Here is an 18,604-nt window from a genome sequence, read left to right on the forward strand (position 1 = left end):
TGTCGACGTGTACCAGTTCGCCGGGGTGTGAGCGTTCGTAGCGGCGGATGGGCTGGCCGGTGGGCCGGTCGAGCCAGGCCAGGCGGTTCAGGCCGTGGCGGGTCAGGATGCGGTGGACGGTCGAGGCGGGAAGGCCGAGGATCGGTCCGATGCGAGCGGGGCCGAGGTTGCGGGTCTGGCGCAGATCGCAGACTCGGGCTTCGACCTCTGGGTGGGTGCGGTGGGGGGTGGTGTGCGGACGGCTGGGACGGTCGGCCAGACCCGCGTGGCCTTCCGCCCGCCAGCGGCGGACCCATTTGTGGGCGGTCGGGCGGGAGACTCCCATCTCAGCGGCCACGTGCGCGACCGGTCGTCCGGCACGGACGCGTTCGACCAGGATCCGCCTGCCGTGAACGGTCAGCCGGGCATTACGGTGGGACACGAAGACCTCCGTGTGGTGCAGTCCTAGACAGCTCCACCACACCGGAGGTCTTCGCCATGATCAAGACCCACCAGCGTCAACAACGCTCGTGATCAATACAACTAGGGCGTGTCGGCAAAGTCCCGCCGGGCCCGCGACGCCTGGCACGCACGCTCGCTGCGTTGTCGGGTCATCCGAGGAGGCCCGCCCCCGGACTCCGTCCGGGGGTGCCCCCGCGAGGACGACCCTCCGCCGTGCGATCGCGCGCTCCCCCGGCTACCGCCGGGAGGTGCCCCCTGACGCCGCGGGCTGATCCGACGCGACTTTGCGGACAACACACCTGGGCCCGGCGGATCTCATCGGGCGATGCCCGGAAATCCTGATGCGCCCGCCGGGGCGGGGTGCCAGGCTGCGCGGATGGACCGACGACAGATCTCCCGGCTCGCGCACGCCGACCACCCCATCGCCGCACCGCTCGCCGACCCGGCCGTCAAACGGCTGCTGGAGCGCGCCGTGACCGACCGGGCGCGGGTGCTGGACCTCGGCTGCGGACAGGCCACCTGGCTGCGGCGCGCGCTGGCGCTGCGGCCGGGGGCGGTGGCCGAAGGCGTCGACACCGACGGCGCCGCCCTGGAGCTGGGGCGCGCCGCCGCGGAGGAACTCGGTGTCGCGGACCGGCTGGTGCTGCACGAGGGCGACGCCGCCGCGTTCCGCGCCCCGCACCGGTTCGACACCGTCCTCAGCGTCGGTGCCACCCACGCCTTCGGCGGTCTGCCGGCCACGCTCGCCGCGGCCCGGGACCATCTCGCCCCCGGTGGCCGTGTCCTGATCGGTGACGCCTTCTGGGAGCGCGAGCCGGGGACCGCGGCGCTGGAGGCGCTGGACGCCGTACCGGAGGACTTCGCCGACCTGGCGACCACTGTGGACCGCGTGGTGGCCGACGGCTGGACACCGGTCTTCGGCCACGTCAGCACCCTCCAGGAGTGGGACGACTACGAGTGGAACTGGACCGGTGCGCTGGAGCGGTGGGCACTCGACCACCCCGGGGACCCCGGCGCCGAGCCGGCCCGCGCCGCCGCCGCCGAGCACCGGGACGCCTGGCTGAAGGGCTACCGCGGCACCCTCGGCTTCGTCACCCTGCTGCTGCGGCCGACGGCCGCCCCGTGACCGCGCCGCTGTCAGTGGCGGCTGGCAGCATCGCGGTATGGGAGCCGAGGACACCACCACCGCATACTGGGACTCCGCCGCGGCGGACTTCGACGACGAGCCGGACCACGGGCTGCGTGATCCGGATGTCAGAGCCGCCTGGGCCGCGCGGCTGCGCGACTGGCTGCCCGGGCGGCCGGCCGGCGAGCCGCTCGACGTACTCGACCTCGGCTGCGGCACGGGCAGTCTGGCGTTGCTGCTGACCGAGGACGGCCATCGGGTGACCGGAGTCGACCGGTCGGCGCCCATGGCCGAGCGCGCCCGCGCCAAACTGGCCGGGACCGGCGCCACCGTGCTCACCGGGGACGCGGCGGCGCCCCCGGTGGCGGAGCGGGCCTTCGATGTGCTCCTGGTGCGCCATCTGCTGTGGCTGCTGCCCGAGCCCGCGGCGGTGCTCCGCCGCTGGGCGCGGCTGCTGCGGCCGGGTGGCCGGCTGGTACTGGTCGAAGGGCGCTGGGGGGAGTCCGATCCGGTCGGACTGACCTCGGCCGAACTGACGCGGATGATCGCGCCGTTGGCGGTCCGCACCCGGCTGGAACAGCTCGGGCCGGACGCGGCGCTGTGGGGCCGGGAGGTGCGCGACGAGCGCTATGTCCTGGTGGCCGACCTCGCCCGCCCCGCACGGCACAGTGAGATCGTCGACGTCCATCTGATCCTGCGCCGGGGAGGGGAGGTCCTGCTCGGCCGCCGCTCCGGCACCGGTTACGCCGACGGGCTGCTGCACGCCCCGTCCGGCCACGTCGAGGACGGCGAGGACGTACGGGCCGCCCTGATCCGCGAGGCCGAGGAGGAGACCGGGGTCGTCCTCGCACCCGGCGAGGTGCGGGTCGCGCTGGTCATGCAGCACAAGTCGCCCACGGGCACGGCCCGCACCGGCTGGTTCTTCGAGGCGGACGCGGAGACCGGGCCGGGCGGCGGTCACCAACCGGTCAACCGGGAGCCGGACAAGTGCTCGGAGCTCGGCTGGTTCCCGCTGGACGCCCTGCCGGACGACATGGTGGCCTACTGCCGCGCGGGTCTTGAGGCGTACCGGGCGGGGGAGCGGTTCGTACTGCACTGGCACGAGCCGGGGGACAGCATCGGTTTCGATCCCGCGGGCCCCGGCCGGCTCGTCCCCCTGCCGGTGTCACCGCCGGGTCAGGCCGCCAGCTCGCGGACGTAGCGCCACTCGGTGACGGCGGGCGCGTAGCCGAACCACTTGTTGATCGCCAGCATCGGCTGGTTGTCGCCGTCGTTCCCGGTGAACGCCTCGCGGCAGCCGGCCGCACGGGCGCGGTGCAGCGCGTCGTTCTTGGCCAGCTTCGCCAGCCCCCGGCCCCGGAAGGCGCGTGGCGTACCGGTCATCCCCGACCAGTAGCGGCCCCGGCCGTCGGTGTGCGCCACGCTGTACGCGGCGACCGCCCCGTCCACCATGGCCACCGTGGTCAGTTCGCGGTCCAGCGCGGGGTGCTCCCAGGCCAGGGCGATCCACTGGTCGTACGGCAGCCGTCCGGCGGCCACGTCCCCCGGCTCGTCCTCGGTGCACTCCGCGTCCGCCTCGTACAGCGGACGCGGATCCCCGGCGAAGTCCGCCGCCGTGCGCAGTTCCACGCCCTGCGGCAGCCCGTCCGGGGCCAGCGGCGGCAGCGCGGCCGTGGTGAGGTCGAGCCGCTGGACCCGGGAGGACCGGCCGCGCCGGTAGCCCCGGCGCTCGGCGAACGTCACCGCGTGCGGGGCCTCCACGGTCCAGGCGAAGACCTTGGCGGCCCCCAGCCCGGCGAGCCGCTCCTCCGCCGCGGTCACCAGGGCCGAACCCGCGCCCCTGCCCAGGAAGTCGGACCGCACCGAGGTGTTGGCGAAGGCGAGTCCGGGCTCCTCGCTGTCGTGGAAGACGCCGATCTCGGACGAGCCCACCACCTCACCGTCCGCCTCGGCGACCAGCAGCCGGTACTGACGGTCCGCCGGGGAGCTCGCCACCTCCCACGCCACGGTGGACGCGGTGGTCACCAGATGGGGAAAGGCGGAACGGCGCGCCGCTGCCACGGCCTCCGCGTCGGCGGGACGGAACTCGCGCACGATCATGGTCATGGTGTCGCAGGCTACGGTGTCCCCGCCCGCGATGCCCCCCGTTTTCCGGACACCGGTGTGACGTCACACCATGACAGCCGACAATGGGCAGGACACGTCCCGCCGCCCGTCCCGACCACCGCCCCCCACACATGCCGAGGAGCCCCGCGTGGCCTTGCAGATCACCGTCGACCCGGACGCGGCGACCGCCCCCTTCGAGCAGATCCGCGCCCAGATCGCCGACCAGGCCCGGTCCGGCGCGCTGCCCGTGGGCTACAAACTGCCCACCGTGCGCGGTTTCGCCGATGAGCTGGGGCTCGCGGCGAACACGGTCGCCAAGGCGTACCGGGCGCTGGAGGCCGACGGTGTGATCGAGACCCGCGGCCGGCACGGCTCCTTCGTGGCGGCGGCGGGCGATGCCGCCCGGCGCCAGGCGGCCGAGGCCGCCCGGACCTACGCCGAGCGGGCGCTCCGCCTCGGCCTGGACCGCGCGGACGCGCGCGCCGCCGTCGAGGACGCGCTGCGCGCCGCCTACGACGCCTCCTGACCGACGGCCGCGCGTCCACCGCCGCCGCGGCCGTCCCCCATCCGTCCCCGTCCCGACCAGGAGTCCCCCATGGCCAGCCGGAAAGCCCTCGTCCGACGCCCCAGCCCCCGCCTCGCCGACGGACTGGTCACCCATATCGACCGCAAGCCCGTCGATCCGGAGCTCGCCCTGCGGCAGTGGGAGGACTACGTCGCCTGCCTGGGCGCCCACGGCTGGGAGACGGTGGAGGTGCCCCCTCTCGACGACTGCCCGGACGGGGTGTTCATCGAGGACACCATGGTCGTCCACCGGAACGTGGCGCTGATCGCCCGTCCCGGCGCCGGGTCCCGCAGGCCGGAGACGGCCGCCGCCGAGGAGACCGTGACCGCCCTCGGCCTCTCGCTCAACCGGATCCGGGAGCCGGGAACGCTGGACGGCGGCGATATCCTCAAGATCGGCGACACCCTCTTCGTGGGGCGCGGCGGCCGCACCAACGGCGAGGGCGTACGGCAGCTGCGCACGGTCTTCGAACCGCTGGGCGCCCGGGTGGTGGCCGTACCGGTCAGCCGGGTGCTGCATCTGAAGTCGGCGGTCACCGCCCTGCCCGACGGGACCGTCATCGGCTATCCGCCCCTGGTCGACGACCCCGCCGCGTTCCCCCGCTTCCTGCCCGTCCCCGAGGAGTCCGGTGCCCATGTGGTGCTGCTGGGCGGCGGACGGCTGCTGATGGCGAAGAGCGCGCCGCGCAGCGCCGAGCTCTTCGCCGATCTCGGCTACCAGCCGGTGCCGGTGGACATCAGCGAGTTCGAGAAGATGGAGGGCTGTGTGACCTGCCTGTCCGTACGGCTGCGCGGGCTCTACGGCTGAGCGGCACCGGATCTCAGGAGCGGTAGTCCCCACCGTCATCGTCGTTGTCGAATTCGCTGCGCGGGACGGTCCGGTCCTCCAACGCCTTGCGGGTGGTCGGGCCGTAGACGCCCGGGGGGTCGCCGTCGATGTCCTGCTCGGACTGGAAGTCGGCCACGGCGTCCTCGACGCGCCCGTCGAAGTCGCCGTCCTCCTCGCCCTCGTAGTACCCGGTCTGCGCCAGCCGGCACTGGAGGTCGGCCACCTCGGAGCCGTCGTCGCCACGCCGCAGGGTCGCCGGTCCGGCGGCCGCGGGTGGCGCGGGCGGCTCCGGCGAGGCACTGGCCGACGGGGTGGCGGGCGGGCTGGACGACGGCGTCTTCGAGGGTTTCGGGGGCTCGGCGGGCCGGTGCGAAGGGGACGGCGAACCCTTGCTCCGGGAGGGGGAGGGGGAGGGAGAGGCCGACGGGGACGACGCGGAGGGGGCCGGGGTGCTCGGCGTGACTCCGGCCGTGGTGCTGTGATGCCCGGTGGGCGGCCCCGCGTGGTCCTCGCTGCCGCCGTCCCCGGCGAACATCCCGCCCGCGAAGGCGATGACGCCGAGCAGGGCGCCCACGGCGGCCGCGGTGATCAGCGCGCCGGGGTGCTGCCGCCATACGGGCCGCCGGGCCGGGGCCGCCTCCTCGTCACCGGTCTTCTCGCGGTCCTCCGCACGGTCTTCCCCGTGGACGAAGGCCCCGTCCCCGTCCCCGTTCTCGTCCGGGGCATGGTCGCGGGTGTGGTCGCGGCCGCAGGAGCACTCACAGCCGATGGCGGTGGGCCCGCCCCAACTCCGTATGGCCGGATCGTGCTCGTCCCCGGAGGGTGCTCTGACATAGGGCGGGATCCGCAGTGAGTCGAGGTCCCGCATTCCCTCCGGCTCCGGTGTGACATGGTCCAACGGTCGGCCGCCTTCCTGTGGAGCTGCGGGTGATTATGCAGCCTGTCGGATGGCGTGACCATGTCGTAATCGCCTGGTGGACGCTGATCGTCACAAGAGCGTGGCCGGCCAGGTCATAGGGGCCCCGACGATGGCTCACGGAGATGACGAATCCATCTCCGTGAACCCCGTCCCCGGCTCACAGATACAGCCCCGCGTCCGCGTCGCCCGGCTGGACCGGTACCGACGCGGGCCGGGTGCCGCGGCGCAGCGCGAACAGCTCGGCCAGGGTGGCGCCGTCCCGGCCGACCCCTTCCTCGGTGCCGAGCCAGCCGACCGCCTCCGGGCGGGTCAGCCTGCCGACCTCGATCCGGGCCAGACAGCGGCCGGGCCGGACCACGGCCGGGTGCAGCCGTTCCAGATCCTCGTTGGTGGTCACTCCGACCAGGACGTTCCGCCCCTGGCCGAGCAGACCGTCCGTCAGGTTCAGCAGCCGGGAGAGCGCCTGGCCCGCGGTGTGCTTGGCCTCGCCGCGGATCAGCTCGTCGCAGTCCTCCAGCAGCAGCAGCCGCCAGCGGCCCTTGGCCGAGCCGTCGTCCTCGCCGATCGCGATGTCCATCAGATAGCCGACGTCGGTGAACAGCCGCTCCGGGTCCAGGACGCAGTCCACCTGGCACCAGTCCCGCCAGGAGCGGGCCAGGGTGCGCAGTGCCGAGGTCTTGCCGGTGCCGGGCGGGCCGTGCAGCAGCAGGAGCCGCCCGGCGATGTCATCCGGGGTGACCTTCATCAGCCCGTCCATCGCCTCGGCGACCGGGGCGGTGTAGTTGCCGCGGATCTCCTCCCAGGTCCCGGCGGAGATCTGACGGGTGGTGCGGTGCGGACCGCGCCGCGGCGAGACGTACCAGAAGCCCATCGCCACGTTCTCCGGCTGGGGCTCCGGTTCGTCCTCCGCGCCGTCGACCGCCTGTCGCAGCACCTTCTCGGCGAGCGCGTCCTCCACGGCGGTCACGGTCACGTCCGCGCCCCGGTTCCACCGGGACACCAGCAGCGTCCAGCCCTCGCCCTCGGCGAGCGTCGCGCTGCGGTCGTCGTCACGGGCCGCGCGCAGCACGGTGGCCGAGGGCGGCAGCAGCGTCACCCCGGACTTCACGCGGTCCACGGAGTGGCTGCGGGCGTACGGCTGCTCACCGGTGGCGAAGCGCCCGAGGAAGAGCGCGTCGACGACATCCGACGGCGAATCGCTGTCATCGACGTTCAGCCGGATCGGAAGGGACTGTTCGGCGGGTGTCGTGGGCAGGGTCTGCCTCCTGGAGACGCGGGTCGGTGCGTCGGTCAGGCGCACCCGCCCCATGATCCAGCACGAGGGGCGTCCATGCACCGGGGTTTGTGGCCGTTTGGCGAACGGTTCCGAAGAACCCCACCGGAATGGGGGCGTTCACGGATACTCTTACCCTTTGTGGGACGTCAAGGTAAGGAACGGGCCGGATTATCGGATGCGAGGGGGCGGCGGACCGGCACGCTGCTCGCCGTCGGCATGGCGGTGCTGACCCTCCTGCTGACCACCTGCACCGGCTGGCCGGCCGGGGGAGAGATACCGCGCGGAACGGCGTCGGCCGACGACAGATCCGCCGCGCCGGGCCTCGGCTGGGGATTCACCCATACCCAGTACAGCGCGGACCAGGGCACCGCGCGGGGCGTACGGACGGCCGAGAAGACCCTCTCCGACCGCCGGATGCCGCAGAACCAGCACCTCATGGGCTGGGGCGCGGGCAACCCCGAGCCGTCGCCCGGCCGCTATGACTTCGCCGACCTCGACCGGCGGGTCGCCCTGATGCGCCGCACCGGCACCGAGCCCGTGCTCACCCTGTGCTGCGCCCCCGACTGGATGAAGGGCGGCTCCCCGGGCCGCACCGACTGGTCGCAGAAGTCGCTGGAGACCGCGCCGAGCCCCGCCCACTACGAGGACTTCGCCAAGCTGGCCGGAAAGGTCGCCGCGCGCTATCCGGATGTCCGTCACTTCATCGTCTGGAACGAGTTCAAGGGCTTCTACGACGAGTCCAAGCGGCGCTGGAACTACGAGGGCTACACCCGGCTGTACAACCTGGTCTACCGCGAGCTGAAGAAGCGGAACGCGAAGAACCTGGTCGGCGGCCCGTATGTGGTCGCCGACAGCGATCCGCCCGGGGACTCCGAAGGCCCGTCCGAGGTGCGCGGGGTGTGGGGCAGCCTCGACCCGCGGTCGGTGGCCGCGATCCGGTACTGGAACCGGCACAAGGCCGGTGCCGACTTCGTGGTGGTGGACGGCTCCAGCTACACCCGCGAGGGCGACCGGCTGATCCCGGACGCCTTCCGCGCCACGGAGAAGTTCACCGATGTCACCCGCTGGCTGCGGGAGACCACCGGACTGCCGGTGTGGTGGGCCGAGTGGTACGTCGAACCGGCCGGAGCCGGCGACCGGCGGGACGGCTGGACCGAGCGGCGCCGTACCGCGGTGCAGGCCACCGCGCTGATGCGGCTGGCCGACGGCGGCGCCGGGACCGCCTTCTACTGGAACCCCCAGCGGCGCGGCCCGAGCTGCCCCGGCTGTCTGTGGCGCAGCACCGAACTGGCCGACGGCGGCACCCCGCTGCCGATGCTGAAGCTGCTCGGCCGGTTCGCCAGGGAGTTCCCGCCCGGCACCGCCTTCCGCACGGTCGACGTCGCCGCCGACGGCCGGGAGAAGCTCCAGGTCCTCGCCGACGACCGCGCGGTGCTGGTGGTCAACACCCGTGACCGCCCGGTGAAGGCCAGGGTGGACGGGCGCTCGTTCGACCTCGGCGGGTACGGGGTGCGCTGGCTGAAGCGGTAGGAGCCGCGCGCGGAGCGCCGCGGGGTGCCGTCGTGAGGTCATGACATCGTCAGGAACCGCTGCACCAGCGACGCCAGCACCACGCCCAGCAGCGGCAGCGCGAACCAGAACGAGCCCTGCATCCATTGCAGCCGCCGGACGCTCGGCTCCACCGCGACCCGCACCACCTCCCGCGCGGCCAGCAGCACCAGCAACGCCACCGCCGCCAGCGCCCCCAGCACCGACCACGGCGTCCAGGTGATCAGTGGCCCGGCCGGGCCCGGCGCGGGCTCGGCCACGGCTCCGCGCGGTGGCCGCTTCAGCTCGTACAGCGAGGTGTCCTCGTTGGACAGCACCCGGCGCAGTTCGGGGCGGCCGTCGAGGGAGCGCGCCAGTCGCCGCTGCCAGTCCGCGGGGTAGCCCGAGTCCATATGGAGGTAGACCGACTGACCGCGGCCCAGCATCAGATACGACCGCGGACCGGCCTCCCGCAGCGCCCGGACCAGGGAGCCGACCCGGGACGGATCGAGCGGGGCCAGGGTGGGGACGTAGTCGACCCGCTCCATGTCCCGCTCACCCCACGGCATGGCCGGGGTGACGTTGTTGACGGTGTCGTTGCTCATCCACAGCACCCGTACCGTCGGGCGGTCATGGGCGTAGAGGTACTCCATCGCCGCGACCTCGCCCGGCCGCACCCGCTCGAAGGTCTCATTGCCCCAGCGGGCCACCAGGAACCCGGACATCAGGGTCAGCCCCGCCAGCAGGGCCGCCAGGGGACCGAGCCGCCCCCGGTCCCGCAGCCGGGGGAACAGCCCCAGCGCGGCCAGGGCACAGGCACCCGGCAGCGCGAACAGGAAGACCCGCAGCGCCATCTCCCCGCCGTACGACTGCATCCCGAAACCCAGGAACGGTACGAAGGTCAGCACCAGCAGCGAACGCTCCGCGAACCCCGCCCACCGCCGCCGCAGCACCCCCCAGCAGGCGAAGGCCAGCACCCCGCCGGCCAGCGCCACCCGCGTGTAGAGGACCAGCTTGTGCACACTGCTGCCGCCCTCGATCCGGCCGGAGACGGAGGAGGAGACATTGCCGCCCACTCCGCCCATCCCGCCGAAGAGCTCGTCGAAATGGCCCGACCAGTACGGTTCGGCGAGCCACCCCACCCAGACCACCACCATGACCCCGCACAGCAGCGGCAGTCCGTACAGCTCGGAGCGGCGCAGCAGCACCAGCGCGCCGACCACGCCGAGCATCACGAACGGCGTCAGCTGATGGGCCGCCACCGACGCCGTGAACAGCACCAGCAACAGCCCCAGCAGCGCCACCCGCTGCCCTGGCGAGGCCCCGGCCACCTCGGTCTCACCCGGCCGCAGCCTGCCGCGCAGCACCCGGGGCTCACGGAACCACACCAGCAGCACGGCCACGAAGACCAGGTAGAAGAGATAGGTGAAGCCCTGCGGGGAGAAGTAGTCCTGGCCCACCCAGCCGCTGAGGGCGAACAGCCACACCGCCGTCCACTTCGCCCGCCAGCCCGCGCGCACCGCCCGCATCAGCACCATCAGCGGCGCCAGGTAGAGCAGCTGGATCAGCGTCGGCCACCAGCGCAGCAGTTCAGCGAAGTCCGTCACCCCACAGGCACCCGCCAGGAACTGGGCGCCCGCGAAGAAACCGGGCCAGCTCCAGCGGGCGTCCAGATCGGGCACCGCGTCCCCGGTGCGCCCGATGTAGTCCATGAACCCCAGGTGCTGCCAGGCGGTCGGGAACCGCGGCTGCGCCTCCAGTGCGGCCGGCACCGCGTGCAGCGAGACCACGGTGGCCAGCAGGGTGACGGTCAGCAGCGCCCGGTGCGGCCGCTCCGGCCACAGTCCGCCCGCGAAGACGACGACGAGCAGCGCGGCCCCGGCGAGGGTCGCGGGAGGCAGCACCGACACCAGGCCGAGCCCCCCCATCGCGTCCAGTTCGGCGTCGCCCATACGGCCCAGCGGCAGCCAGTAGAGGGCCAGCGCGGCGATGAGCAGCCCCCACAGCAGCGGCCCGGCGGTCCGCGCACGACGGACACCCCCGGCGCTGTCGGTCGCGGCCGCGGGGGTGCCGGCCGGGACGGGTGAGCCGCTCGCGCCGCGCGGTACCCCTGCGTCCTCCGGCAGGGCTGAGCCCCCTGGCTCCGTTCCACCCGGACCGCTCCTGGCCTGCGAGGCGTTCCCGTCCGGGGCCCGGACGGCCCCGGGGCTCCGGTGCGCCGTCGCGTCCGCGCCCCGCTCCGCCGGGCCGCCGCCCGGACCCCGGGGGGTGTCCGGGCGCCGCTCGGGGTGGTCGAGATCCGTCCGCACCCCGAGGGCCAGGGTGTCGGTGTCCAGCGCGGCGCGCAGCGCCCAGCGGGTACCGTAGGGCTCGTCGTGCCCGCCGAGGATCCGCCTGCCGCCGCGGTCGCCCCGCACGGCCAGGTCGGCCAGATCGCCGTCGGGCGCGGTGGCCGTCTCGGCGGCCGGACCCGGGGCGGCCGGGGCCGCGGGCGCGGCGGTGACCACCCTGCGGAGCCGCACCGCCGCGATACCCGCGATGACCGCCAGGCTGGAGATCTCCGCGACCCCCGCCCCGGTCAGCCCCATCCGCGGCAGCAGCAGCAAGGTCAGCCCCAGCACCAGTACGCACAACAGGCCCTGGAGGAGGGCGAGTCCGGAGGTACGGCTCTGCGCCCGCAGCACCGCGAAGTACACCTCGATGACCACCCGCAGCGCCGCCCCCACCGCGAACCACCGCAGCAGCGGCGCGGCGGCGTCCGCGTAACCGTCCCCGAACATCCCCAGGATCTGCGGGGCGAAGACGAACAGCACCAGACAGACCGGGATCATGATCCGGGCCATCCGGCGCAGCGCGGCCCGGCAGTTCTCCGCGAGCCGGGCCGGATCGTGCGCGCCCTCCACGGTCAGCGAGGCGCCCATGTTGATGGCCAGCAGATTGGTGGTGCCGCCGATGATGGTGGTGATGTAGAAGTACGCGTTGTCCTCCGCGCTCACCTGCGAGGCCACGATGACCGGCACCGCGTAGACCACGGCCAGCGAGAACAGCGAGCCGGTGCAGTCCCCGGCGAGGAAACGCCCCATCTCCCGCAGCGACGCCGGACGCGCGGTGTTCTGCGTGGTCCGCGTATGGCGGGGCACCAGACGGCGGAGGACCAGCCAGCCCAGCGGCAGTACGGACACCGCGATCGCGGCGACCCAGGACACGAACACCCCCGCCGTCGGGATCGCCGCGGCCAGCGCGATGAGCAGCAGCAGCTTCGCCGCCGAGAACACCGCGTTGCCCACCGGCACCCAGAACGCGCTGCGCAGCCCGGTCAGCACCCCGTCCTGGAGGGTCAGCAGTGACCAGGCGACCACCGCCGCGATGAAACCGAGCCCGTGCAGTGGGCCGTGCAGAAAGCGGTACGACGGCCCCCAGGCGTTGAGCGTCAGCAGGAAGACCACCGCCGCGACCGCGACCACCGCCGAACTCACCGCGTACGTGGTGAGGACCAGCCGCCCGGTGGTGCGCCCCGCGACCGGGATGAACCGGGCCAGCCCGCCGGTCAGCGTCACCGCGGTCAGCCCCGCGACGAGCTTCATCGCCGCGATGGCCGCCGACCCCTGGCCGACCGCGTCCTCCGCGTAGTAGCGGGCGGCCGCCAGCCAGAAGCCGAGGCCGAGGACGGCCGAGATGCCCGTGTTGAGCATCAGCGCGTAGGCGTTGCGGAAGAGCTGGTCGCGCGTCCCCCGCGGGGCGGCGGGAGCCTCGGCGGCCGTCCCCCGCTCCTCGGCCCGGGTGGTCGTGTCGGACACGGGCTTATGTCACCTTTCCGAGTACCTGACGTGATCTGCGGACCAGCGCGTATCCCTTGGTGAGGGCCCGGTCCCCGGCGAAGTGGCGACCGAGCGCCCGGCCGCTGACGAGCTGCTGGAACTCCTCGATGCCGGTGGTGCGGCGCACCGTGACACGGCGCAGGGCGTACGGCCCCTGGCGCCGGGTCGCCAGCGTGTTCCCCACCGCGAGGGACACCCCGAACCCGGCCGAGCGCACCGCGTGCCGCACCCGGCGGCTGGAGTAGCCGTACGGATAGGCGAACGACACCGGCGCGCGGCCCAGTTCGGCGGCGATGATCTCCCGGCAGCGGGTCACCTCGAACCACAGCCGGGCATCGGAGAGCTGGTCCAGCTGGGGATGGGTGTGGCTGTGGCCGCCGATCTCCACCCCGGCCGCGGCCAGTTCCCGCACCTGCGACCAGTCGAGCATCAGGTCGAGCGCGCCCTCGGTCTCGTAGCGGCCGCGCAGCCAGCCGGTGGAGGCGAACAGCGTGGCCGGAAAACCGTGGTGGGCGAGGGCGGGGAGGGCGTAGCGGTGGACGCCCTCGTAACCGTCGTCGAAGGTGATCACCACCGGGTTCGGCGGCAGCGGGCCGCGCCGGCGCCAGGCGGCGGCCAGCCGTTCGCAGGTCACCGGGGTGAAGCCGTGTCTGCCGAGCAGATCCATCTGCTCGGCGAACGCGCCCGGTGCGACGGACAGCCCGTGGGTGGACCGCGCGGGGGAGTGGGCCACCGCGTGGTACATGAGGATGGGCACCGGCCCGCCGCCGCTCATGCCGCCCCCTCGCCCCGGGACTCCGGGTGCCCGTCACGGGGCACGGCGTCCCCGTGCACCCCGTCCGTCCCCTCCCGCGCAGCGGCCCCGCCCCCGGCCGCGTCCGACGCGCCTCCGGCTGCGACGGGCGGGTATGTCCCCGCGACCGGCCGACTCCCGGATGCGGCAGCCGTGTCGCCCGGTAGGGAGGCGGTGTCCTCCGGCGTGGTGGGTCGTCCCGCGAGGGTGGTGTGGGCCTCCCGCGCGGCGGGGGGCGTGGCGCCCGCCGCGGGGCCGCTCTCCGGTACCGAGGACGACCCCACCGGTGCGGCGGACATCCCCTCCGGCACCGCGGAGATCGTGAAGCGCGGGCCACCGCCCCGGCGGGCACGGGCGCTGCCGATCACATAGCCGCCGGTGGCCGCCGCCACCCCCGCCACGATGGCGGCCGCCCGGCCGGCCCCGCCCGCCCGGCCGAGCAGCGCGTCCCGCACCCCGCGGGCGACCCCCGCGGGCAGCACCCGCGTGGTGTAACGGCGCTCGGCCGACAGCCCGTCCTGTGCCCCCACACTGCGGGCCACCAGCGCCTTGGAGAGCCCCTCGGCGTAGGCACGGCTGCGGAAGTAGGCGAACCGCTCCCGCGCGGCGGGCACCTTGTGGTGGATCACCGCGCGGTCGTCGATCAGCAGCACCGCGTCCGGGCGGGCGCGGGTGAGCCGGATGCACAGCTCGGTCTCCTCGCAGCCCAGCGGACGCTTGTCGCCGTCCCGGCCGATACCGGTGGCGAACCCCCCGGCCAGGGCGAACGCCTCCCTGCGGAACGAGGCGTTGCCGCCCAGGACATTGCGCACCCGGACCCGGCCCGGCGGCAGCCCCCGGTAGGTACAGCCGACGACCCAGTCGAACTCCTCCGGGAACCAGACCGGGCGGCGGCGGGAGGCCCACCGGGGGACCGTACGCCCGCCGACCGCCATCACCCGCGGATCGTCGTACCCGGCGGCGAAGTGGCGCAGCCAGTCCCGCTCGGCGACGGCGTCGTCGTCGAGGAAGGCGATCACCCCGCCGCCGGATGCGGCGATCCCGGTGTTGCGGCCCGAGGACAGGCCGCGGGGGCCCGCGTTGGCGAGCACCCGCACCTCCTGCCCCGCTTCCGCGCCGCCGGACCGCCCGCCACCGTCCGCCCCGCCGTGTCCGTAGTGGTCCGTGAGCCGCCGCAGCAGCCGCGGGTTGTGGTCGATCACCAGGAGCGTTTCCAGGGCGGGCAGGGACTGGTCCCGCACCGAGGCCACCGCGGCGAGGATGTCGCCCCAGCGGTCCTCGGTGTAGACGCAGATCACCACGGAGATCCGCACCGGTGGTGTGCGAACCGTCAAGACACCTCCCCCCGGACCGCCGCGGTGGCCATCGCCGGGCGGCGCGGCCGCCGGACCCCGCGCTCGGCGAGGATCACCTTGAGCACCCGGAGCCCGTCGCGGACGGCCCGCAGATTGCTGACGCCGTGGATCCGCTCGTACTCATGGCTGGGGATCTCCTGGACCCGCAGCCCCGCCTTCACCACGCGGATGTTCATCAGTGTCTCGACCTCGAACCCGGCGCAGTCGAGCGCGATCTCATCGAGGCAACTGCGCCAGAAGGCGTTGTAGCCGTAGCAGAGATCGGTGTAGCGGGCGCCGAACTTCCGGTTGACGAAGGCGGTGAGCGCACGGTTGCCCAGCTTGCGGATCGGCGTCATGTCGTCGGTGCCGCCACCGTTGGCGAACCGGGACCCCTTGGCGAAGTCCGCGCCCGAGACCAGCGCCGAGACATAGCTGACGATCTCGGCACCGTCGGCCGAACCGTCGGCGTCGACCATCACCACGATCTCTCCGGTGCAGGCCGCGAATCCGGTGATGAGGGCATCTCCCTTGCCCTTTCCGGACTGCGACACGACTTTGACGTCCGGCCACAGTTCGCGGGCCACCCGGACCGTGTCGTCGGTGGAATTCCCGTCCACCAGGACGACTTCATGGATCCAGCCGGGCAGTGTTTTGAACACGTGTGGAAGATTCTCCGCCTCGTTCATCGCGGGAATCACGACGCTCACCGGTGGCGCAATCGCGAGATGCGATGAAACCGGTCGGTATCGATGCGGTCCGGACAACGGAACGACATCCGATTCAGCCGGGCGCACAAAGGAGCTCATGAGTCTGTATTTCCCTCTCGTCCGGTGGACCGTCCGCCCGGGCGGTCCTTTGGTGTATCCGGTTCGAAAGGGGGGTTCTCACCCGCCCATGACAGCATGGACTGTTCTACGGGCCGGGTAAGCTGGCTGGTGTTGCTGGCCTCGCGGCACGCGACTCGGCACGCCCCGGCGCACACCGGGACGGACGAGCGCGGCACCCCCCTACCGCGTCCCGCACCGGGGACCACCGCGGCGGCCAGACCCTCCCCAGGGGCCGCCTCATAGGGTGATCCGTTTCCGCTGCGGGTGTTTCCACGACGGTATTGACGCCGAAACTCTAGGGCATATCCGTTGTGCCGAAACCTCCTTCGGGAATGTTGTTCATCATTTCGTGCATCATTTCTTCGACCGGATGCCCCCCACCTGCTTCAGCAACCGGTCGGCCGGTCCGAACAGCTCCGGCCTGGAGAGCACCGTATTGCGCAGCGCCCGCACCGGGGCACGGTGTGCCCGATGCCCGAACGCCACCGGGTGACGGCGCGCCACCCACCCTTCCGACACACGGAGGTCGCGTGTTTTCAGGGAGTCCTTGTACTCCTTCTCGCCGCGCCCCAGATCGAGATATGCGACACCCTGCCCAGCGGCACCTTCCGCCATGCGCAGATGCAGCACAAGTCCGGGCGAGAATCTGGCATATGCCGGGTCGTACGCCGGGAACCAGCAGGCGAGTACCCGCTCGGAACGCAGTCCGAAATGCGCGGCCACCGGTTTCCCGTCCGCGTAGAGCACCGAGAGCAGCCCTTCGAAGGAGGGCCGGCGGGTGTGGAACAACTGCTGCACCAGCCGGACGATCCAGGGGTGGGCGAACCGGTCGCTCCGCCCGGTCCTGCGGTACTGCGCGGACTTCCAGCCGATCAGCGTGCGCAGCACGGCCGGGTCGCGCTCGTCGTGGACGTAGACCACCTCGCCGTGGTCCCGGCCCAGTCTGCGGGCCTTGGCCAGGGTGGAGCGGGTGAACTTCGGTGACCGGGAGCGCAGTTCGGCGAGATACGCCTGGTACCCCCGGTCCACGTCGATCACGGGGGAGGGGAATTCGCCCCGGACCCCCGCCGTGAACGGGCGCTGCCCCTCGACCAGGTGGTCGAACTCCCACAGCGACAGCCCGCACGCCCGCATCAGCTCCCGTGGGTCCCACCGGAAGCCGGGCCGGTGCACCACGCCCTGGGCGTCCGACAGGCCCAGGCCGATCGCCCGCCCCACCCCGAACCGGGTCCGCTGGAAGGGGAAGAAGGCCACCGGCTCGCCCTCCTCGCGCACCACCGCGATCCGCACACCGCGGCGGCAGCGACCGACGGCGAGGGTGAACTCCGGTGCCAGGAAAGGATTCGCCAGCTCCGGCGAGCCGAGCAGATGGGCCTTCGACTGCAGGGCGGTCCAGGCCTCCCGGTCGGCTGCCGTCAGCTCACCCGGGCGGTATACACCGATCTCCACGTGTCATTCCTGACTTCTCGTCGTACGGCCTGCCCGGCCCGTCGCACCCCGGGGCCGGCGGGCGACCCGCGTCCCGGTGAGGATCAGCAGGCTCAGACACCCGACCGCCAGCACCCCGCCCCGCACCGACCAGAGGTGCAGCGCGAGCATGGCCTGGGCGACCAGCAGATCGAGCGCCAGCGCGCCCGTGACCGCCAGTACGCAGCGGGCGACGGTGTCAAGGCCGCGCAATGCGCCGCCCACCGCCACCGCGGGTGCCACCACGAGAAAGAAGAGCGTGAACGGCGCGCGCAGCGGCGAGTCGACATCGGCGAGCGCCAGTGCGGCCCCCACCCCTCCGATGCCCACGACGACCCCTGCGATCACCGGCAGGTATTCCGCACCCACCGGTCTCTTGCCAGTGATGGTCTGCATTGGCGACTTGCCCCCCGAAGCGCCGGATGCCGGGCTTCAATGTCGCGTACTCAACGGAGGCGCGTCAAGACGGAGAGTAGGTACGAACGCGCCACGGGAGCGCGAATGGTTGAGCACTCACCAAGGTGCTGTGCGCCGTGTGCGCCCGGTGTGCGCCTGGGGGTGCCCGGGGTCAACTCCCCTTTCCGACCGCAAGAATCTTGCCAACTACGCGCATGGATCGGCCCGTTCGACGGCATGACATAGCCATGTCATGTCGTCGAAACACGTGCGGGCGGCGTGACTGACGGTTTCGAACGCGTTTGCCCCCGCCCGGGGTGATCGCGCCTCACATCGGCACAGCAGAGACCCTGCTAGGGAGATCGAATGAAACTGTCCAGACTCACGGCGGCCGTTGGAGCGTTCGCCGTAAGCGCCGTCCTCGCCCTCACCGGGGCCGGCGCCGCCCACGCCGGCGAGAGCAGCGCGGGCCCCGCCTACGTGGCGCTGGGTGACTCCTACTCATCCGGCGTCGGCACGGGCAGCTATGACAGCTCCAGCGGCGGCTGCAAGCGCAGCAGCAAGGCCTACCCCGCGCTCTGGGCCGCCTCTCACTCCCCCTCCAGCTTCAGCTTCACCGCCTGCTCCGGCGCCAAGACCGCCGACGTCCTCAACAATCAGCTCGGACCGCTCAACTCCGGCACCGGCCTGGTCAGCATCAGCATCGGTGGCAATGACGCCGGGTTCGCCGACGTCATGACCACCTGTGTGCTGCCCGGTGAGAGCGCATGCCTCAGCAAGATCGCCACCGCTCGCACCTTCGCCCAGAACACCCTGCCGGGCAGGCTGGACCAGGTGTACAACGCGATCAGCGCCAAATCCCCCTCCGCCCACGTGGTCGTCCTGGGCTACCCGCGCTTCTACAAGCTCAACGGCTCCTGCATTCTGGGGCTGACCGAGGCCGAGCGCTCCGCCATCAACGGGGCGGCCGACCTCCTCAACTCCATCACCGCCAAGCGCGCCGCCGACCACGGCTACAGCTTCGCCGATGTCACCAGTCGCTTCTCCGGCCATGAGATCTGCTCCGGCAGCGCCTGGCTGAACAGCCTCACCTGGCCCATCGACGACTCGTACCACCCCAACTCCGCCGGTCACTCCGGCGGGTACCTCCCCGCCTTCGCCGCGGCCGCCTGATTCCT

Annotated in this window: 15 protein-coding genes and 1 pseudogene; 6 read left to right on the forward strand and 10 right to left on the reverse strand. The window is 72.8% G+C overall.

The features are described 5' to 3' along the window. A partial coding sequence (locus AC07FT_RS25450) for a leucine zipper domain-containing protein (RefSeq protein WP_479178217.1) occupies nt 1-421 on the reverse strand: 421 nt, incomplete at its 3' end. 396 nt (nt 422-817) lie between these two features. Here AC07FT_RS25450 and AC07FT_RS25455 point away from each other — a divergent pair. Next, nucleotides 818-1,567, forward strand: coding sequence for an SAM-dependent methyltransferase (locus tag AC07FT_RS25455; RefSeq protein WP_479178218.1), 750 nt, complete (start codon nt 818-820; stop codon nt 1,565-1,567). A gap of 37 nt (nt 1,568-1,604) precedes the next feature. After that, the gene (locus tag AC07FT_RS25460; protein WP_479178219.1) at nt 1,605-2,768 is read left to right on the forward strand and encodes a methyltransferase domain-containing protein; all 1,164 of its coding nucleotides are present in this window, start codon (nt 1,605-1,607) and stop codon (nt 2,766-2,768) included. Here AC07FT_RS25460 and AC07FT_RS25465 read toward each other — a convergent pair. Beyond that, entirely contained in the window at nt 2,744-3,673 is a 930-nt protein-coding gene (locus tag AC07FT_RS25465; RefSeq protein ID WP_479178220.1) for a GNAT family N-acetyltransferase, read from the reverse strand. The two genes, AC07FT_RS25460 and AC07FT_RS25465, sit on opposite strands and share 25 nt — an antisense overlap. A 148-nt stretch (nt 3,674-3,821) precedes the next feature. On the opposite strand from AC07FT_RS25465, the gene AC07FT_RS25470 reads away from it, so the two are divergent. Together AC07FT_RS25470 and ddaH are read left to right on the forward strand one after the other, a co-directional pair. Then, nucleotides 3,822-4,199: a GntR family transcriptional regulator gene (locus AC07FT_RS25470; RefSeq protein ID WP_471202575.1), complete on the forward strand. Its 378-nt coding sequence runs from the start codon at nt 3,822-3,824 to the stop codon at nt 4,197-4,199. 69 nt (nt 4,200-4,268) lie between these two features. Next, nucleotides 4,269-5,045, forward strand: coding sequence for a dimethylargininase (ddaH, locus tag AC07FT_RS25475; RefSeq protein WP_479178221.1), 777 nt, complete (start codon nt 4,269-4,271; stop codon nt 5,043-5,045). Nucleotides 5,046-5,058: 13 nt separating this feature from the next. Here ddaH and AC07FT_RS25480 read toward each other — a convergent pair whose 3' ends face one another. Together AC07FT_RS25480 and AC07FT_RS25485 are read right to left on the reverse strand one after the other, a co-directional pair. Then, a complete protein-coding gene (locus AC07FT_RS25480; RefSeq protein ID WP_479178222.1) occupies nt 5,059-5,964 on the reverse strand; it encodes a peptidoglycan-binding domain-containing protein in 906 nt (301 codons plus the stop codon). A gap of 178 nt (nt 5,965-6,142) precedes the next feature. Then, nucleotides 6,143-7,294 carry a DUF5925 domain-containing protein gene (locus AC07FT_RS25485; RefSeq protein ID WP_479178223.1) on the reverse strand — a complete coding sequence of 384 codons (1,152 nt, stop codon included), beginning with the start codon at nt 7,292-7,294 and terminating at the stop codon, nt 6,143-6,145. A gap of 183 nt (nt 7,295-7,477) precedes the next feature. Between AC07FT_RS25485 and AC07FT_RS25490 the strand changes: the two genes are divergently transcribed. Beyond that, the gene (locus tag AC07FT_RS25490) at nt 7,478-8,791 is read left to right on the forward strand and encodes a xylan 1,4-beta-xylosidase (RefSeq protein ID WP_479178295.1); all 1,314 of its coding nucleotides are present in this window, start codon (nt 7,478-7,480) and stop codon (nt 8,789-8,791) included. A gap of 38 nt (nt 8,792-8,829) precedes the next feature. On the opposite strand, the gene AC07FT_RS25495 is transcribed toward AC07FT_RS25490, so the two are convergent. The 6 genes and pseudogenes from AC07FT_RS25495 to AC07FT_RS25520 form a co-directional block, all read right to left on the reverse strand. Continuing rightward, nucleotides 8,830-12,585: a lipopolysaccharide biosynthesis protein gene (locus tag AC07FT_RS25495; protein WP_479178224.1), complete on the reverse strand. Its 3,756-nt coding sequence runs from the start codon at nt 12,583-12,585 to the stop codon at nt 8,830-8,832. Nucleotides 12,586-12,589: 4 nt separating this feature from the next. Then, entirely contained in the window at nt 12,590-13,381 is a 792-nt protein-coding gene (locus AC07FT_RS25500) for a polysaccharide deacetylase family protein (RefSeq protein ID WP_479178225.1), read from the reverse strand. A gap of 317 nt (nt 13,382-13,698) precedes the next feature. Then, a pseudogene (locus AC07FT_RS25505) lies at nt 13,699-14,733 on the reverse strand (glycosyltransferase family 2 protein); the annotation flags it as partial. Further along, complete coding sequence (locus AC07FT_RS25510) at nt 14,730-15,542, reverse strand: glycosyltransferase family 2 protein (protein WP_471202564.1); 813 nt, start codon at nt 15,540-15,542, stop codon at nt 14,730-14,732. The pseudogene AC07FT_RS25505 and the gene AC07FT_RS25510, both read right to left, overlap by 4 nt. 375 nt (nt 15,543-15,917) lie before the next feature. Further along, entirely contained in the window at nt 15,918-17,012 is a 1,095-nt protein-coding gene (locus tag AC07FT_RS25515; RefSeq protein WP_479178226.1) for a GNAT family N-acetyltransferase, read from the reverse strand. Nucleotides 17,013-17,015: 3 nt separating this feature from the next. Continuing rightward, complete coding sequence (locus AC07FT_RS25520) at nt 17,016-17,426, reverse strand: hypothetical protein (protein ID WP_479178227.1); 411 nt, start codon at nt 17,424-17,426, stop codon at nt 17,016-17,018. Between the two features lie 366 nt (nt 17,427-17,792). On the opposite strand from AC07FT_RS25520, the gene AC07FT_RS25525 reads away from it, so the two are divergent. Continuing rightward, the gene (locus AC07FT_RS25525; RefSeq protein ID WP_479178228.1) at nt 17,793-18,599 is read left to right on the forward strand and encodes an SGNH/GDSL hydrolase family protein; all 807 of its coding nucleotides are present in this window, start codon (nt 17,793-17,795) and stop codon (nt 18,597-18,599) included. Nucleotides 18,600-18,604 lie beyond the last annotated feature (5 nt).

The organism is Streptomyces sp. NPDC045899, assembly GCF_056431485.1.

Coding starts and splice junctions, on each gene's coding strand:
- AC07FT_RS25510 (WP_471202564.1), bottom strand. CDS start 15,542: ATGAGCTCCTTTGTGCGCCCGGCTGAATCGGATGTCGTTCCGTTGTCC.
- AC07FT_RS25525 (WP_479178228.1), top strand. CDS start 17,793: ATGAAACTGTCCAGACTCACGGCGGCCGTTGGAGCGTTCGCCGTAAGC.
- AC07FT_RS25455 (WP_479178218.1), top strand. CDS start 818: ATGGACCGACGACAGATCTCCCGGCTCGCGCACGCCGACCACCCCATC.
- ddaH (WP_479178221.1), top strand. CDS start 4,269: ATGGCCAGCCGGAAAGCCCTCGTCCGACGCCCCAGCCCCCGCCTCGCC.
- AC07FT_RS25500 (WP_479178225.1), bottom strand. CDS start 13,381: ATGAGCGGCGGCGGGCCGGTGCCCATCCTCATGTACCACGCGGTGGCC.
- AC07FT_RS25485 (WP_479178223.1), bottom strand. CDS start 7,294: ATGGGGCGGGTGCGCCTGACCGACGCACCGACCCGCGTCTCCAGGAGG.
- AC07FT_RS25490 (WP_479178295.1), top strand. CDS start 7,478: ATGGCGGTGCTGACCCTCCTGCTGACCACCTGCACCGGCTGGCCGGCC.
- AC07FT_RS25520 (WP_479178227.1), bottom strand. CDS start 17,426: ATGCAGACCATCACTGGCAAGAGACCGGTGGGTGCGGAATACCTGCCG.
- AC07FT_RS25460 (WP_479178219.1), top strand. CDS start 1,605: ATGGGAGCCGAGGACACCACCACCGCATACTGGGACTCCGCCGCGGCG.
- AC07FT_RS25465 (WP_479178220.1), bottom strand. CDS start 3,673: ATGACCATGATCGTGCGCGAGTTCCGTCCCGCCGACGCGGAGGCCGTG.